Source organism: Rathayibacter sp. AY1E3 (assembly GCF_002932235.1).
Taxonomy (GTDB): Bacteria; Actinomycetota; Actinomycetes; order Actinomycetales; family Microbacteriaceae; genus Rathayibacter.
In genome coordinates, this window is sequence record NZ_PSVN01000008.1 from 21756 (window position 1) to 38728 (window position 16973).

Here is a 16973-nt window from a genome sequence, read left to right on the forward strand (position 1 = left end):
GGGTGCCCGACACCTCCACGACCGCCCCATCGCGGCGCAGCCACGAGCGCTGCCGCGGGCGGGTCGTCGTGCAGGCACCGCCGGCGGCGCGCGACGCTCGCGCCACGGCAGAACCCTGCGGCCCTCCCGATCGGGGAGCCGCTCCTCCTCCACCACCGCGGGCCAGCGACGTCCCGATCAGCCATCACCCCCGTGAGGACGGTTCCCATGGCCTCCGCCCAGCCCTCGACCCCGGCCCGCGCCGTGCCCTTCCTGGGCATGCCGCCGGCGCAGGGGATGTACGACCCGGCCGCCGAGAAGGACGCGTGCGGTCTCGCGATGGTCGCCACCATGCGCGGCACCGCCGGCCACGACATCATCGACGCCGCGCTGAACGCGCTGCGCAACCTCGAGCACCGCGGCGCCGTCGGCTCCGACGCGGGAACGGGCGACGGCGCGGGGATCATCACGCAGATCCCGGACGAGTTCCTCCGCGCGGTCGCTCCCTTCGAGCTCCCGCCGCTGGGCCAGTACGCGGTGGGCAACGCCTTCCTCCCGGTGGACGTGTTCGAGCGCGAGCGGGTCAAGTCGACGATCGCCGACATCGCCCGCGAGGAGAACCTCGCCGTGGTCGGCTGGCGCTCCGTGCCCGTGCAGCCCGACGAGATCGGCACGCTCGCCCGGGCCGCCATGCCGGCGATCGAGCAGCTGTTCATCCGGAGCGAGCTGACCGACGAGAGCGGCACGCCCCTCTCCTCCGTGCGCCTCGACCGCCTGACCTTCCGCCTGCGCAAGCGCGTCGAGCGCGAGCTCGAGGTCTACTTCATGTCGCTCTCGAGCCGCACGCTCGTCTACAAGGGGATGGTGACGACGCTCCAGCTGGAGCCGTTCTACCCGGACCTGTCCGACGAGCGCTTCGCGTCGAAGCTCGCGCTGGTGCACTCCCGGTACTCCACCAACACCTTCCCCTCGTGGCCGCTCGCTCAGCCGTTCCGGATGATCGCGCACAACGGCGAGATCAACACGGTGCAGGGCAACCGCAACTGGATGCGCGCGCGCCAGTCGCAGCTGAAGAGCCGCGAGCTGGGCGACCTGGCCCCGCTGTTCCCGATCGTCTCGCCCGGCCGCAGCGACTCCGCCTCGTTCGACGAGACCGTCGAGCTGCTCAATCTGGCCGGCCGGTCGCTCCCGCACGCGATCATGATGATGGTGCCGGAGGCCTGGGAGAACCAGGACGGCGCGCTCGACCCGAAGCGCCGCGCGTTCTACGAGTACCACTCGATGCTCATGGAGCCGTGGGACGGCCCGGCCGCGATCGTCTTCACCGACGGCGAGCTCGTCGGCGCCACCCTCGACCGCAACGGGCTCCGACCCGGCCGCTACGTCGTCACCGACGACGGGCTCGTGGTGCTCGCCAGCGAGATCGGCGTGCTCGACATCGACCCCGCGAAGGTGGTCCGCAAGGGACGCCTGCAGCCCGGCCGCATGTTCCTGGTGGACACCGAGCAGGGCCGCATCGTCGAGGACGAGGAGATCAAGGGGCAGCTCGCCGCCTCCGGTCCGTTCGAGGAGTGGCTCGAGAAGGGCCGCATCAACCTCAAGGACCTCCCCGAGCGCGAGCACATCGTGCACACGCCCGCCTCGGTCAACCGCCGCCAGCGCACCTTCGGCTACACCGAGGAGGAGGTCCGCCTCCTCCTGCTGCCGATGGCGCGCGCCGGTGCGGAGCCGCTCGGAGCGATGGGCTCGGACACCCCCGTGGCCGTCCTGTCCAAGCGCCCCCGCCTGCTCTTCGACTACTTCACGCAGGCCTTCGCGCAGGTGACGAACCCGCCGCTGGACTCGATCCGCGAGGAGGTCGTGACCTCGCTCCGCCTGGGCCTCGGCCCCGAGCGCAACCTGCTGACCGCCGGTGCCGAGCACGCGCGCCAGGTCGTCCTCGACTTCCCGGTCATCGACAACGACGAGCTCGCGAAGATCCAGCACATCGCGCCGCGCCCGCTGAGCCACATCACCACGACGATCCGCGGCCTCTACCGCGTCGACGCGGGACCCCGCGCGATGCAGGACCGCATCGACGAGATGTGCGACGAGGCCGACGAGGCCATCGCCGCGGGAGCGCAGTTCCTGGTGCTCTCGGACCGCGACTCCACCAAGGACCTCGCGCCGATCCCCTCGCTGCTGATGCTCGCCGCCGTGCACCACCACCTCATCCGCACCGAGAACCGGATGCGAGTGGGGCTCGTGGTCGAGGCGGGCGACGTCCGCGAGGTGCACCACGTGGCGACGCTCATCGGCTACGGCGCCTCCGCGGTCAACCCGTACCTGGCGATGGAGACCTGCGAGGACCTCGTCCGCAGCGGCATGCTGTCGGACGTCTCGCCGGAGAAGGCCGTGAAGAACGTGATCAAGGCGCTCGGCAAGGGCGTGCTGAAGATCATGTCCAAGATGGGCATCTCCACCGTGTCGAGCTACGCCGGGGCGCAGACCTTCGAGGCCGTCGGCCTCAGCCAGGCGTTCGTCGACCAGTACTTCACCGGCACCGTCTCGAAGCTCGGCGGCATCGGCATCGACGTCGTCGCCGAGGAGAACGCCGCGCGTCATCGCGCCGCCTATCCCGAGGACGGCGCGATCGTCGCGCATGAGCGCCTGGCGGTCGGCGGCGAGTACCAGTGGCGCCGCGACGGCGCCCCGCACCTGTTCAACCCGGACACGGTGTTCCGCCTGCAGCACTCGACGCGCAACCGCCGCTACGACGTCTTCCGCGAGTACACGAAGATGGTCGACGACCAGGCGAGCTCGCTGATGACCCTCCGCGGCATGTTCAAGCTCGACACCGCGGGGCGCACGCCGATCCCGATCGACGAGGTCGAGCCGGTCGAGGCGATCGTCAAGCGCTTCTCGACGGGCGCGATGAGCTACGGCTCCATCTCGCCGGAGGCGCACGAGACGCTCGCCATCGCGATGAACCGCCTCGGCGCCAAGTCGAACACGGGCGAGGGCGGCGAGGACACCGAGCGGCTGCTCGACCCGGAGCGCCGCTCCGCGATCAAGCAGGTCGCCTCGGGCCGCTTCGGCGTTACGAGCATGTACCTCACCCACGCCGACGACATCCAGATCAAGCTCGCCCAGGGCGCCAAGCCCGGCGAGGGCGGTCAGCTGCCGCCGACGAAGGTGTACCCGTGGATCGCGCGCACCCGGCACGCGACCGCCGGCGTCGGCCTGATCTCGCCGCCGCCGCACCACGACATCTACTCGATCGAGGACCTCAAGCAGCTGATCTTCGACCTCAAGCGGGCGAACCCGTCGGCGCGCATCCACGCGAAGCTGGTCAGCCAGTCGGGCATCGGAGCGGTCGCCGCCGGCACCGCGAAGGCCCTCGCCGACGTGATCCTCGTCTCGGGTCACGACGGCGGCACCGGCGCGAGCCCGGTGAACTCGCTCAAGCACGCGGGCACGCCCTGGGAGCTCGGCCTGGCCGAGACCCAGCAGACGCTGATGCTCAACGGCATGCGCGATCGCGTGGTCGTGCAGGTCGACGGCCAGATGAAGACCGGTCGCGACGTCGTCATCGGCGCGCTGCTCGGGGCCGAGGAGTTCGGCTTCGCGACGGCCCCGCTGATCGTCGAGGGCTGCATCATGATGCGCGTCTGCCACCTCGACACCTGCCCGGTGGGCGTCGCGACGCAGAACCCGGAGCTGCGCCAGCGGTTCTCCGGAAAGCCGGAGTTCGTCGTCAACTTCTTCGAGTTCATCGCCCAGGAGGTGCGCGAGTACCTCGCGCAGCTCGGCTTCCGGAGCGTCGACGAGATCGTCGGCCACCGCGAGCTGCTCGACATCGACCAGGCGATCGAGCACTGGAAGGCGAGCGGGCTCGACCTGACGCCGATCCTCGTCGGACCGGTCTTCACGGCGGAGGAGCCGCGCCGCCACGGCCGCGCGCAGGAGCACGAGCTCGAGCACCACTTCGACAACGAGCTGATCCGCCTCGCGGCGAACGTGCTCGACCACCGCGGCACCGTGCGGATCGAGCGCGAGATCAAGAACACCGAGCGCGCCGTCGGCACCATGCTGGGCCACGAGGTCACCGTCCGATTCGGCGAGAACGGCCTGCCGGCCGACTCCATCGTCGTGTCGCTCCGCGGCTCGGCCGGGCAGTCGCTCGGAGCGTTCCTCCCCGCCGGCATCACGCTGCGGCTCGAGGGAGACTCCAACGACTACGTCGGCAAGGGCCTCTCGGGCGGCCAGATCGTGGTGCGGCCGGACCGCCGCAGCACCTTCGACGCCTCGACGAACGTGATCGCGGGCAACGTGATCGGCTACGGGGCGACCCAGGGCACGATGTTCATCCGCGGGATGGTCGGCGAGCGCTTCCTGGTCCGCAACTCCGGCGCCACCGCGGTGGTCGAGGGAGTGGGCGACCACGCGCTCGAGTACATGACCGGCGGCCTGGCGGTGATCCTCGGCGAGACCGGGCGGAACCTCGGCGCCGGCATGTCGGGCGGCACGGCCTACATCCACGGCCTGCGCCGCGAGCTCGTGAACCGCGACGCGATCGCCTCCGGCGAGCTGACCCTCTCCGAGCTCGGCAGCGCCGACGTGGAGATCCTGCGCGACCTGCTCGAGCGGCACGTCGCGGAGACCGAGTCGACCCTGGCCCAGGGGATGCTCGACGATTTCGACGGAACGGTCTCGCGTTTCGTCAAGGTACTGCCCCGCGACTTCGCCGCGGTGCTCGCGACGCGCGCATCCGCTGTGGAGGAGGGGCTCGATCCCGACGGCGACGTCGTCTGGGGACGGATTCTGGAGGTGACCGGTGGCTGATCCCAAGGGGTTCCTGAAGGTGCAGGACCGGGAGCTGCCCAAGCGGCGTCCCGTGTCCGTCCGCCTGATGGACTGGAAAGAGGTCTACGAGCAGGGCGACTCCGCCGTGCTGCGCCGGCAGGCGGGCCGCTGCATGGACTGCGGCATCCCGTTCTGCCACAAGGGCTGCCCGCTGGGGAACCTGATCCCCGAGTGGAACGACCTGATGTGGCGCGGCGAGGGCCGCCAGGCGATCGAGCGCCTGCACGCGACGAACAACTTCCCGGAGTTCACGGGCCGGCTCTGCCCGGCGCCGTGCGAGTCGTCCTGCGTGCTCGGCATCAATCAGCCCGCCGTCACGATCAAGCAGATCGAGGTCTCGATCATCGATCAGGCCTTCGGCAACGACTGGGTGCAGCCGCACCCGCCGGAGCGCCTGACCGGCAAGACCGTCGCGGTCGTCGGCTCCGGCCCGGCGGGGCTCGCCGCCGCTCAGCAGCTCACCCGCGCCGGGCACACCGTCGCGGTCTACGAGCGCGACGACCGCATCGGCGGCCTCCTGCGCTACGGGATCCCGGACTTCAAGATGGAGAAGAAGCACCTCGAGCTCCGCCTGAACCAGATGAAGGCCGAGGGCACCCGGTTCCGCGCGGGCGTCGACATCGGCTCCGACATCACCTGGGACGACCTGCGGGCGCGCTACGACGCGGTCGTGGTCGCCACCGGTGCTCTCGTGCCGCGCGACCTGCCGATCCCGGGTCGCGACCTCGACGGCGTGCACTTCGCCATGGAGTACCTCGTGCAGTCGAACCGCGCGATCGCGGGCGACCGCGTCTTCGAGCAGATCTCGGCCGAGGGCAAGCACGTCGTCGTCCTGGGCGGAGGCGACACCGGAGCGGACTGCATCGGCACCGCCCACCGCCAGAAGGCCGCGTCGGTCACGAACCTGGCGATCGGGCAGCAGCCGCCGTCGCAGCGCCCGGACAGCCAGCCCTGGCCGATGGACCCGACCGTGTTCGAGGTCTCGAGCGCCCACGAGGAGGGCGGGGAGCGGATGTTCCTCGCGTCGACCGTGGAGTTCCTCGCGAACGAGGGCGGCGAGGTCCGCGCGGTGCGCGTGGCCGAGACCGAGTACCTCGACGGGCGCCGCGTCCCCAAGGCGGGCACCGAGCGCGAGATCCAGGCCGACCTGGTCCTGCTCGCCCTCGGCTTCACCGGCCCGGAGGCGGACCACCTCGGCCGCCAGCTCGACGTCCCCTTCACCGAGCGCGGCAACGTCGCGCGCGGCGACGCCTTCGAGACCACCGTCCCCGGCGTCTTCGTGGCCGGCGACGCCGGGCGCGGCCAGTCCCTGATCGTCTGGGCGATCGCGGAGGGCCGCTCCGTCGCGGCCGAGGTCGACCGCTACCTCGAGGGCACGACCCAGCTGCCGGCGCCGGTCGGCCCCAACGACCGGGGCTTCACGCTCTAGTCCTCGGGACGCGATAGTCTCGGCCCGCCAGCAATCAGCTCACCCTCCCCGCTAACGACGCGCCTCCGGGCGCAGAACAACGGAGCACCCCCTCAATGAGACGAGCGAAAATCGTCGCCACCCTCGGCCCGGCAACGTCGTCGTACGAGACCATTCGTGCGATCATCGACGCCGGCGTGGACGTGGCCCGCATGAACCTCAGTCACGGAAGCTACGACGTCCACGAAGGCATCTACCGCATCGTGCGGAAGGCCGCGGACGACGCCGGGCGCGCGGTCGCGATCCTCGTCGACCTGCAGGGTCCGAAGATCCGCCTCGGCAAGTTCGAGGGCGGCCCGTACGCCCTCGCCGAGGGCGACGTCTTCACCATCACCACCGAGGACGTCCTCGGCACGCGCGAGCTCTCGGGCACCACGTTCAAGGGCCTCCCGGACGACGTGAACCCGGGCGACATGCTCCTCATCGACGACGGCAAGGTCGCTGTCCGCGTCACCGCCGTCGAGGGCCCCCGGGTCGTCACCGAGGTCGTCGTCCCCGGCAACGTCTCGAACAACAAGGGCATCAACCTGCCCGGTGTCGCGGTCAACGTCCCCGCCCTCTCCCAGAAGGACGAGGATGACCTCCGCTGGGCGATCCGTCTCGGCGCCGACATCATCGCCCTCTCCTTCGTGCGCAACGCCAGCGACATCGAGCGCGTGCACGAGATCATGGCGGAGGAGGGCCGCAAGGCTCCCGTCATCGCCAAGATCGAGAAGCCGCAGGCGGTCGACAACCTGCAGGAGATCATCGACGTCTTCGACGGCATCATGGTCGCCCGCGGCGACCTCGGCGTCGAGCTGCCCCTCGAGGCGGTGCCGATCGTGCAGAAGCACGCCGTCGAGCTCGCCCGCCGCTGGGCGAAGCCGGTCATCGTCGCGACCCAGATGCTCGAGTCGATGATCGAGAGCCCCCGCCCCACGCGGGCCGAGGCCTCGGACGTCGCGAACGCCATCCTCGACGGCGCGGACGCGGTCATGCTCTCGGGCGAGACCAGCGTCGGAGCCTGGCCCGTCGTCACCGTGCAGACCATGGCCCGCATCGTCGAGTCCACCGAGGAGCACGGCCTGGAGCGCATTCCCCCGCTGGGCAGCAAGCCCCGCACCCAGGGCGGATCCGTCACGCTGGCCGCCGCCGAGGTCGCGGAGTTCGTCGAGGCGAAGTTCCTCTGCGTGTTCACGGAGTCGGGCGACTCGGTCCGCCGCATGACGCGCCTGCGCCACGGCATCCCGATCATCGGCTTCACCCCCGAGCCGGCCGTCCGCCGCCGCATGGCGCTGAACTGGGGCGTCCAGTCCTTCGTCACGCCGCGCGTCAACCACACCGACGCGATGTTCGCGCAGGTGGACGCGGTGCTGCTCCGCGAGGGCCTCGCCCAGGCGGGCGAGACCGTGGTCGTCGTCTCCGGATCGCCCCCCGGGCGCGCCGGCACGACGAACGACATGCGGGTGCACATCGTCGGCTCGTCCAGCTCGGCCGACAGGGCCGAGAACTGGGACCACTGAGTCCAGCACCCTCCGGAGGGCCCGGTCGCGCGAGCGGCCGGGCCCTCCGGCGTTCCCCGGCGGCCCGCGTGGCGGGACGTGCCTCCGCGGGCGGATACCGTGGACCCATGCGACTCGGCGTGCTCGACATCGGCTCCAACACGGTCCACCTGCTCCTCGTCGACGCGCACCCCGGCGCCCGCCCGGTGCCCTACCGCTCGCACAAGCGGAGCCTCGCTCTCGTGGCGCACCTCGACGAGGCGGGGGAGATCACCGAGCGGGGCCAGCGCGAGCTGATCGCGTTCGTGACCGAGGCCGCGGAGGTCGCCCGCGAGCACCGCGCGGAGGACCTGCTGGCGTTCGCGACCTCGGCGATCCGCGAGGCCGGCAACGGCGCGGCGGTCCTCGACCGGGTCCGCGCCGAGACGGGCGTGCACCTCCAGGAGCTCGGCGGCGAGGCGGAGGCGTCGGCCACCTTCCTCGCCGTGCGCCGCTGGTTCGGCTGGGGCGCGGGCTCGATCCTGGACCTCGACATCGGCGGCGGCTCGTTCGAGCTCTCGATGGGCGTGGACGAGGTGCCTGAGCTCGCCGTGTCGGTCCCGCTCGGAGCGGGGCGGGTGACGCGGGACCTGCTGGTCGGCGATCCCGCCTCGGCCACGAGCGTGAAGGCCGCCCGGCGTCACGCCCGCGAGGTGCTCGCGGAGCCCGTCCGCGGCTTCCTCGCCCTGGGGCGCCCCGACCTGGTCGCAGGCACGTCGAAGACCTTCCGGTCTCTGGCGCGGATCACCGGCGCCGCTCCGAGCGCCGCCGGTCCGCTGGTGCGCCGCGAGCTGCACCTGGTCGACCTCCGGCTGTGGTCCGCCCGCCTCGCCGCGATCAGCGCGGCCGACCGCTCAGCGCTGCCCGGCGTCTCCGCTCTGCGGGCGCCGCAGCTGCTCGCGGGCGCTCTCGTCGCGGAGGCGGCCATGGACGCCCTCGGCATCGAGACGCTGGTGATCTGCCCCTGGGCCACCCGCGAGGGGCTGATCATCCGCCGCTTCGAGCTGCTCGACGCGCAGATCCAGCGCGACGTTCAGCTCAGCGCGATGCTGTAGGACAGCGACCGCCGGCCGCCCGGCTCGAGGACGATCTGGCGCGGCTTGTCGACGATGTCGCCGTCCCAGCCCTCGGGGGTCGGGACGCTCCGCCACGGCTCGAGGCAGACGAACGGGGCCCCGACGGGCTTCCACACGCCGACCACGTCGAAGTCCCCGGTGTCGACGACGATCGCGCGGGCGGCACCGTCGGCCTCGAGCCGGAGGGTCCGCCGGCGCGGCTCGTCGAAGATCATCACGCCCTCCTCGAAGTGCGCGTCGTCCACTGTCAGGACCCCGTCCTCGAGCGGCGCCGGGTGGCGCGCCTCGAGCAGCAGGTTCTCCGGAGCGCGGCGGTACCCCTCCGGCTCGGGCTGCGCGAAGCGGATGCGGTGCTCGCCGCGGCCCTCGGGCAGCGGCAGCGCGAAGGCCGGGTGGTTCCCGAGCGAGAAGCCCAGCGGAGAGGGACCCCTGTTCTCGACGGTCTGGGTGATCCGGAGCGAGGCCCCGGTCACGGCGTAGGCGATGAGGAGCGTCCAGTCGAAGGGGAACACCGCGCGCGTGGCGTCGTCGCTCCGGAGCCGGAACACCGCCTCGTCCGCCGAGACGCCCGCGAGCTCGAAGACCCGGTCCCGCGCGAAGCCGTGCTGCCCCATCCGGTGGTCCGCGCCGTCGTGGTGCAGCGTGTCGCCGGGGAGGCGGCCGATGATCGGGAACAGGACGGGAGCGTGCCGGCGCCATTCCGGGCCGGCCTGCCACAGGTACTCGCGGCCCTCGTCGTCGCGGAGGGACGTCATCTCGGCCCCGGCGGTCGTCAGGGCGAGGCGCAGGCTCTCGCTTCCGAGGGTGAGGACGGTGGGCGCGGGGGAGTCGCTGCTGGTCATCCTCCGATTCTGCCCGTCACGCGGCGCGGGCGGGGGTGTCGGCGGCGCGTGGCAGCATGGGGCGGTGCCTCCCGAGTCGACCCCCTCCTCCTGGCGCGCCCGCGTCGGCGAGCTCAGCGGATCCGCCGAGACCGAGTCGCCGACCGTCCTGACTCCGATCGGGCTGCAGTTCGAGCTGCGCCGGCTGGTGCGCCGGGCCGACGATCCGTGGCGGGCGCCGGCGAGCGAGCGCGTCACGGCGAAGACCTACGACCCCGACGAGCGCCGCGACCACCGTCTGGCCACCCGCCCCGTCGTCCGCGGGCGCGGGGGCGCCTGGAACCGCACCACCCTGACCTGGAAGTCGCTGAACTTCCAGACCCACCGGCTCTCGCTCGACCCCGCTCACCAGCGCTGGTTCGCCGAGTTCGCGGCCCTGCACCGCGCCACGCGCACCGTCCACCTGGGGCAGGACCCCGACTGGATCCACCTCGACGACTACGAGAGCCCACTGCTCTGGCGGCTGCTCGAGCAGGCGCAGGCCGCCGGGATCCCGCTGCTCGCCCCGGAGAAGGGCGCGGTCCGCCTCGCCGGTCCCGCGCATGTGGCGGTGACGGTCTCGGCGGAGGAGGGAGCGCTCCGGCTACGGCCCGTCCTGCGGATCGACGGCGCGGAGCACGCGCCCGAGTCGGCGCGTCCGGTCGCCCGGCACGGCGTCTACGCAGTCGAGGGCGGCGATCCGTCCTCGCTCCTGCTCGCGCCCGCGTCCCTGCCCTTCGACGACGAGGAGCTGCGGCTCCTCGACCACCCCGAGGAGACGGAGGTCCCGGCGGAGGACGTGCCCGAGTTCGTCGGCGAGCACCTCCCCGCCCTCCGCAGCCGCGTCGCGGTCCGCGAGGAGGGCGTCGACCTCCTCCTGGACGATCCGGAGCCCCCGCGCCTGGTCTGCACGGTCTCGTTCGAGCCGCGGCGAGCTGTCGGAGTGGGCTGGCACTGGCGCCGCGCGCCCGATCGCGCGGGCGAGCTCGACGGCACGGCCGACGCGGCTCTCGAGCGCGCGGTGCTCCGCCGGGTGCGCTCGGTGCTCGGCGAGGCCGGGTCCGCTCTCGTGCCGGAGCCGGGGACGAGCGCGGTCCTGCGCGGGGCCGAGGCGGCGGTGTTCGTGGTGGAGCAGCTCCCGCAGCTGGAGGGGATCGGCGGGGTCCGGATCGAGCGCGAGGGCGCGGCCCCGGACTACCGCCTGCTGACCGGACCGCTCACGCTCACCATCACCGCGGTCGACACCGAGAGCGCCGACTGGTTCGACCTCGGCGTCGTCGTGACCATCGGCGACGCGACCGTGCCGTTCCTGCCCCTCTTCCGCGCTCTGGCCGCGGGCGGCGACCGCATCCGCCTGGTCGACCACTCCTACCTCTCGCTCGCGCACCCCGGCCTCGACCGGCTCCGGGAGCTGCTGACCCGGGCGGACGAGCTCGAGGAGTGGGAGACGGGACCCCGGCTCGGCCGGCACCAGACCGGGCTGTGGAACGAGCTGGAGGAGCTCGCCGACGAGAGCGTCCCCTCCGACGCGTGGCGCGCCGTGCTCGACTCCGCGCTGGCCGCCGGGTCGCCGGAGGACGTGGACCCGCCGGAGGGACTGACCGCCCGGCTGCGCCCGTACCAGCGGGCGGGCTACGCCTGGCTCGTCCACCGCCTCCGTCACGGGCTCGGCGGGATCCTGGCCGACGACATGGGCCTCGGCAAGACCCTGCAGGCGCTGGCCATGATGCTCGACGCGGTCGAGGAGGCGGGCCGCGCCGGGATCCGCCGCGCGCCGTTCCTCGTGGTCGCCCCCACCTCGGTCGTGCCGGGCTGGCGCTCGGAGGCCGAGCGCTTCGCGCCCGCCCTGCGCGTCCACGTCGTCGCGAGCTCGCGGGAGGGCGCGCTCGACGCGATCCCGGCCGACGCGGACGTGGTCCTCATCAGCTACGCGGTCCTGCGCCTCGGCGGCGAGCGCTGGGCGTCGAGGACGTGGTCGGCGCTGATCCTCGACGAGGCCCAGTTCGTCAAGAACTCCGCCTCGCAGACGCACCGGGCCGCCCGCGGGGTCGGCGCGCCCGTCACGCTCGCGCTCACCGGCACACCGCTGGAGAACTCGCTCGACGAGCTCTGGGCGGTCCTCGCCCTGGTGGCGCCCGGGCTCCTGCCTCCGCTGCGCCGCTTCCGCGAGGAGTACACCCGGCCGATCCTGCACGCGGAGGCGCCCGTCGGCATCGCCTCGCCCGATCTGTCCGAGGGACGGACCGTCAGCCACACCGAGGGCGCGCGCCGCCGCCTCGAGAGACTGCGCCGACGACTGCGTCCGTTCCTGCTCCGCCGCACCAAGGAGGCGGTGGCGCCGGAGCTCCCCGAGAAGCAGGAGCAGACGATCGAGGTCGCGCTGACGCCCGCCCACAGGGTGCTCTACGACGGCTACCTCCAGCGCGAGCGGCGGAAGCTCCTGGGCCTGGTCGACGACCTCGACCGGCAGCGCTTCACGGTGTTCCGATCGCTCACCCTCCTGCGCCTGCTCGCGCTCGACGCGTCCCTGGTCGACCCGGCCTACCGGCACGTCCCGTCCGCGAAGCTCGACGTGCTCGTCGAGCAGCTCGACGACGTGATCGCGGAAGGCCGTCGGGCCCTCGTCTTCAGCACATTCACCTCGTACCTGGAGCGGGCGGGGGAGCGGCTGCGCCGGCGCGGCATCCCGTTCGTGCAGCTCGACGGCTCCACGCGGGACCGCGCGGGAGTGATCGAGGAGTTCCGCTCGGGAGCCGCGCCCGTCTTCCTGATCAGTCTGAAGGCGGGCGGCACAGGGCTCACCCTCACCGAGGCCGACCACGTCTTCATCCTCGACCCGTGGTGGAACCCGGCGGCCGAGGCGCAGGCCGTCGACCGCGCGCACCGCATCGGCCAGGAGCGGCGGGTGAACGTGTACCGGCTGGTGGCGACGGACACGATCGAGGAGAAGATCGTGCGCCTCCAGGAGCGCAAGGGCCGCCTCAGCACGGCGGTGCTCGACGAGGGCGAGCTCTTCGCCCGGGCGCTGTCGGCCGACGACGTCCGCGAACTGCTGGCCGAGTGACCACGGCCCCACGAAGGGTGACAGAACGGCCAGCCGCGGCCCAGGATCCGAGCGCACACTGAGCGGGTGAGACGCCGCCGCCCCCGCCCCCGCGCCGACTGGATCGTCGCCCTCGAGAAGGGCGACGACGCCGGGCTCTTCGGACCGGGCAGCGCGGTCTGGGCGGTCAACGGCGGCCTGCCCACGATGATCGCCGGAGTGCGGGCTCTGCTCATGCAGACCCTCCACGCCGGAGCGATGGCCGGTGTCCACGACCACTCCCGCTACCGCGAGGACCCGATGGGCCGGCTCGACAACACGGTCCGCTGGGTCCTGACCACCAGCTTCGGCGACACCGCCGCGGCGAGCGGAGCGGCGCGCTGGGTGACCGGCGTGCACGAGCGGATCGTCGGCTCCTACGAGGACGCCGGCGGGCGCGAGCGCTCCTACTCGGCGCAGGACCCCCGCCTGCTGCTCTGGGTGCACGACGCCTTCACCGACGCGTTCCTCGGCGCCCACGAGATCTGGGGCGGACGGATCCCCGGCGGCCCCGACGCCTACGTGCGCGAGTGGGCCGCCTCCGGCCGGCTGCTCGGAGTGCAGGATCCGCCCGAGAGCGTCGCGGAGCTCCGCGCGCAGCTCGCCGGATTCGCGGGCGAGCTCAAGCCCGACGCACGCGTGCACGAGGCGGTCGGCTTCCTCCGCGACATCCGGCTGCCGGGCGAGGCGGGCGTGGTCTACCCGCTGCTGTTCGCCGGCGCGGTCGCCTCGCTCAGCCCCGAGGTGCGGAGGCTCCTGGGCCTCCGGCGCCCGTGGTGGCCCGCGATCACGGCGAACCGCCTGCTGTTCGTGTTCCTGGGCCGGTATCTCGGCCGGGTCTCGCCGAGCGAGCAGGCCGCGATCGACCGCATCGCCGGCCTCGACCAGGTGCGCACCGGCGCCTGACGCTCTTCCCGTACACCTGTCCGGGAAGTGGTAGACTGACGTCGATGACTTCCGCCCGCCTCGCCTCCGTGCCCGCGGCGGAGTCCCCCTCGGCGCTCGGCTCCGCCGATCCGCGAGCCCGGCGCACCCGCCGCCGCGTGTTCGACGCGGTCGAGCGGCTCGTCATGCAGAGCGACGGCGAGAGGGCCGAGGGCATCGCGGTGAGCGACATCGTGCGCGAGGCCGGGATCAGCCGCAGCTCGTTCTACGCCCACTTCGACGACGCGGCGGGAGTCGCCTCCGCGCTGCTCCGCCAGGACCTCGTGGTCGCCGACGTCGCCGAGGGCGATCCCGCCGACCGCTCCGGAGCCGACGCCCTGCAGCGCGGCTACTCGCGGCTCGTCGAGCGGCTGGTCGACCGCCACGCCTTCCATGCCCGGCTCCGCGCGCGGGCCTCCGCCCGGGTCGCCTCCGACGACGCCGTGCTCGACACGGCGCTCGCCCTGCACCGCGAGGTGCTCGCCCGGGTCGACGTCCCCGCAGCGGTCGACCCCGAGCTCACCGCGGTCTTCGCGGCCGGCGGCGTCCTCTCCGTGGTCGGCGCCTGGCTCGCCGGCTCCCTCGACGGCACCGACGAGGAGCTGGTCGAGCACCTCGTCGCGCTGCTCCCGGCCTGGCTCGCCGCGGCGCCGCTGCGCCCCCTGGACTCCTCACTCCCACCACGCCCCACGACGAAAGGCACGACATGATGACATTCGAGGTCGGCGAGACCCTGGTCTACCCGCACCACGGAGCGGTGACGATCACCGGGCTCGAGAAGCGCTCGGTCAAGGGCGTCGAGAAGACGTTCATGACGATGAACGTGCACACCAGCGAGCTCACCATCACCCTCCCCGTCGAGAACGCCGAGCTCGTCGGCGTCCGCGAGATCATCGACGACGCCGGAGTCCAGGCGGTCTACGACGTCCTGCGCAGCGACGTCGCGGAGGAGGCCAGCAACTGGTCCCGCCGCTTCAAGGCCAACCAGGAGAAGATGGCCAGCGGCAGCGTGTACCGCGTCAGCGAGGTCGTCCGCGACCTGTGGCGCCGCGAGCAGGCGGGCGGCGTCTCGGCCGGCGAGAAGCGGATGCTCCTCAAGGCGCGTCAGATCCTCGTGTCGGAGCTCTCGCTCGCCCTGAAGGGCACCGACGAGGAGGCCTCGGCCAAGCTCGACGAGGTCCTCGCCTCGGCGATCTGACCCCGCGTCGCGGCGGGTCGGCTCACTCGGGCCGGCACGCCGCGATGATCCTCGCGGCGACCTCGTCCTGCGAGGCGGAGCCGTCGATCCGCACCAGGAGCTCGCGCTCGTCGTAGACCTCCGCCAGAGGAGCCGTCTCGCGCTCGTAGACCTCGATCCGGTTCCGCACCACCTCGGGGTCGTCGTCGGCGCGGTCCTGCTCCTGCGCCCGCACGTGCAGCCGTTCGAGGACCACGTCCGCGTCGGCCGTCAGCAGCACGACGCACGAGAGCGGCGTGCCCCGCTCCTCGAGGAGCTCCGCCAGCGCGTCCACCTGGGCGAGCGTGCGCGGGTAGCCGTCGAGGATGAACCCGTCCCGGGCGTCCTCCTCGGCGATGCGCTCGGCGACCAGGGCGTTCGTCAGCTCGTCCGGCACGTACTCGCCGGCCTCCACGAGCGCCCGCAGACGCCGTCCGAGGTCGGTGCCGTCGGCGACGTGCGCGCGGAACAGATCGCCGGTGGAGATCGCCGGCACCCCCAGCTCGCGCGACAGCACGGCCGCCTGGGTGCCCTTGCCCACGCCGGGCGGGCCCATCATGATGACGCGCATCGCTCGTCCTCCTCGGTGTCGTCAGGCGATGCTAGCGGTGCGGAGCGGGGTGGCCGGTGCACACCGCGCCCGTAGGCTGGCGGGACGAGCCGAGGAGGAGCGATGCCCGCAGCACCCGGGGCCGAGCAGGCCGCCGCCGATCTGGCCGCGCTCCTGCGCGGGGTCTCCGCCGAGCTCGACGCCCGCGGCATCGCCGACCAGGCCGTCGCCGAGCTGCGGACGCCGCGCGCGATCCTCGGCTTCCGCCGCAAGCCGGTGATGGCGCCGGTGACCCGCGCGTGGCGCCTCGGCGTGGTGCTCCTCGGACGCGAGGGCGAGCTCCTCGCGACGGGCTCGGTCACTCGTGCCGTCGCTCCGCTTCACGCCAACAACCAGTCCGAGTCGCAGGAGGCGCGCCGCGAGATCCGGCGCGCCGCCTTCGACGGTCCGTTCCAGGAGGGCGAGATCGTCAACTACGGCTGGCGGCGCCTCGCACTGGACGCCGCAGCGCTCGAGTCGGGCCAGGAGCCGCTGGCCCTGCGCGGCTCCGAGGTGCTCGTGCGCTGGGCGCCCGGTCTGGGCGAGCAGGGACTGATGCCGCTGCGCCGGTACCTGGCCGACCGCCTCGACCTCCTCGAGGCCGACTAGCGCCGGGTCACTCCTCCTCGGCCACCGGGTGGAACCACGGCGGATAGACGGCGACGCGGGGAGAGGCGTCGATGCCCTCGAAGAGAGCCTTGACGCGGTTGCGGGCGGCGACCGACGCCACGCCGACCGTCGCGACGCCCTCGAGCGGGAAGCGCTCGGGCACGAGCGCCTCCGCGCTGCGCAGGGCCGGCTCGTCGACCAGGAGGCGCGCGAAGGTGCGCACGAGCGCGTCGCCCTCGGTGAAGCGCGTGAGGACGTGGGAGGCGTCGCCGTCGCTCAGCACCGGGGCGGAGGCGAGCGAGCCCACCAGGACGACGTACTGCGAGGCGGTGGTCTCGTGGGCGCTCGGCGACCAGTGCGGAGCGACACGCTCGCCGCGCAGGTCGGCCCAGAGGGCGGCGTCGGGGGAGAGGAAGAAGGGCACGAAGCCGGCGACGCTGACGCCGTCCTTCACCTGCACGGCACGGCGGTGCTCGCGGGTGGTCTCGGCGCTGACGTCGATCGCGGGGCGCTCCTGGAGCTGCTGGTCCGCCAGGATCGCGCCGGCGGCGACGATCGCCTCGAGGTTGTCGAGGTGGGTGACGTGGTAGATCCGCTGCGCGGCGATGTCGACCTTCGGCAGGGGCTTCTCGCGCGCCGTGCCGCGGGCGGCGGCGCGGGCGGTGGCCGCACGGGAGGTCCCGGGCACGCGCGCGGGGGTGCGGGTGGCACGGCCGACCTGCTCGGGGAGCTTCTTCGGGGTGCAGACGTCGCAGAGCGCGATGTCGAGGCCGTGGATGCATTCGGTGGGCACTCTGGATTCCTT

At 72.9% G+C, this 16973-nt stretch carries 12 protein-coding genes; 9 read left to right on the forward strand and 3 right to left on the reverse strand.

All coding sequences use genetic code 11. The features are described 5' to 3' along the window. The first annotated feature begins 207 nt into the window (after nt 1-207). The 4 genes from gltB to C5C53_RS08390 all read left to right on the forward strand — a co-directional run bounded on the left by gltB (nt 208) and on the right by C5C53_RS08390 (nt 8867). The gene (gene gltB / locus C5C53_RS08375; protein WP_104267305.1) at nt 208-4803 is read left to right on the forward strand and encodes a glutamate synthase large subunit; all 4596 of its coding nucleotides are present in this window, start codon (nt 208-210) and stop codon (nt 4801-4803) included. Beyond that, nucleotides 4796-6253, forward strand: coding sequence for a glutamate synthase subunit beta (locus C5C53_RS08380; protein WP_104267306.1), 1458 nt, complete (start codon nt 4796-4798; stop codon nt 6251-6253). Before gltB ends, C5C53_RS08380 begins: the two co-directional genes overlap by 8 nt. Before the next feature lie 95 nt (nt 6254-6348). Further along, nucleotides 6349-7794, forward strand: coding sequence for a pyruvate kinase (gene pyk / locus C5C53_RS08385; RefSeq protein WP_104221869.1), 1446 nt, complete (start codon nt 6349-6351; stop codon nt 7792-7794). A 107-nt stretch (nt 7795-7901) separates the two neighbouring features. Beyond that, nucleotides 7902-8867 carry an exopolyphosphatase gene (locus tag C5C53_RS08390; RefSeq protein WP_104267307.1) on the forward strand — a complete coding sequence of 322 codons (966 nt, stop codon included), beginning with the start codon at nt 7902-7904 and terminating at the stop codon, nt 8865-8867. Here C5C53_RS08390 and C5C53_RS08395 read toward each other — a convergent pair. Continuing rightward, a complete protein-coding gene (locus C5C53_RS08395; RefSeq protein ID WP_104221873.1) occupies nt 8846-9730 on the reverse strand; it encodes an aldose 1-epimerase family protein in 885 nt (294 codons plus the stop codon). The genes C5C53_RS08390 and C5C53_RS08395 overlap by 22 nt on opposite strands. Before the next feature lie 64 nt (nt 9731-9794). Between C5C53_RS08395 and C5C53_RS08400 the strand changes: the two genes are divergently transcribed. The 4 genes from C5C53_RS08400 (at nt 9795) to C5C53_RS08415 (ending at nt 14952) form a co-directional block, all read left to right on the forward strand. After that, nucleotides 9795-12812, forward strand: a complete 3018-nt coding sequence (locus C5C53_RS08400; protein WP_258075399.1) for a DEAD/DEAH box helicase — start codon at nt 9795-9797, stop codon at nt 12810-12812. Between the two features lie 66 nt (nt 12813-12878). After that, nucleotides 12879-13736, forward strand: coding sequence for an oxygenase MpaB family protein (locus C5C53_RS08405; RefSeq protein WP_104221875.1), 858 nt, complete (start codon nt 12879-12881; stop codon nt 13734-13736). A gap of 44 nt (nt 13737-13780) precedes the next feature. After that, complete coding sequence (locus tag C5C53_RS08410; RefSeq protein ID WP_104267308.1) at nt 13781-14464, forward strand: TetR/AcrR family transcriptional regulator; 684 nt, start codon at nt 13781-13783, stop codon at nt 14462-14464. Beyond that, the gene (locus C5C53_RS08415; RefSeq protein WP_068257183.1) at nt 14464-14952 is read left to right on the forward strand and encodes a CarD family transcriptional regulator; all 489 of its coding nucleotides are present in this window, start codon (nt 14464-14466) and stop codon (nt 14950-14952) included. Before C5C53_RS08410 ends, C5C53_RS08415 begins: the two co-directional genes overlap by 1 nt. A 22-nt stretch (nt 14953-14974) precedes the next feature. On the opposite strand, the gene C5C53_RS08420 is transcribed toward C5C53_RS08415, so the two are convergent. Next, a complete protein-coding gene (locus C5C53_RS08420) occupies nt 14975-15541 on the reverse strand; it encodes an adenylate kinase (RefSeq protein WP_104221879.1) in 567 nt (188 codons plus the stop codon). 102 nt (nt 15542-15643) lie between these two features. On the opposite strand from C5C53_RS08420, the gene C5C53_RS08425 reads away from it, so the two are divergent. After that, the gene (locus C5C53_RS08425) at nt 15644-16168 is read left to right on the forward strand and encodes a hypothetical protein (RefSeq protein ID WP_104267309.1); all 525 of its coding nucleotides are present in this window, start codon (nt 15644-15646) and stop codon (nt 16166-16168) included. Nucleotides 16169-16175: 7 nt separating this feature from the next. Here the strand turns inward: C5C53_RS08425 and C5C53_RS08430 are convergent, their stop codons facing one another. Further along, nucleotides 16176-16961, reverse strand: coding sequence for a DarT ssDNA thymidine ADP-ribosyltransferase family protein (locus tag C5C53_RS08430; protein WP_104267310.1), 786 nt, complete (start codon nt 16959-16961; stop codon nt 16176-16178). Nucleotides 16962-16973: the final 12 nt, after the last annotated feature.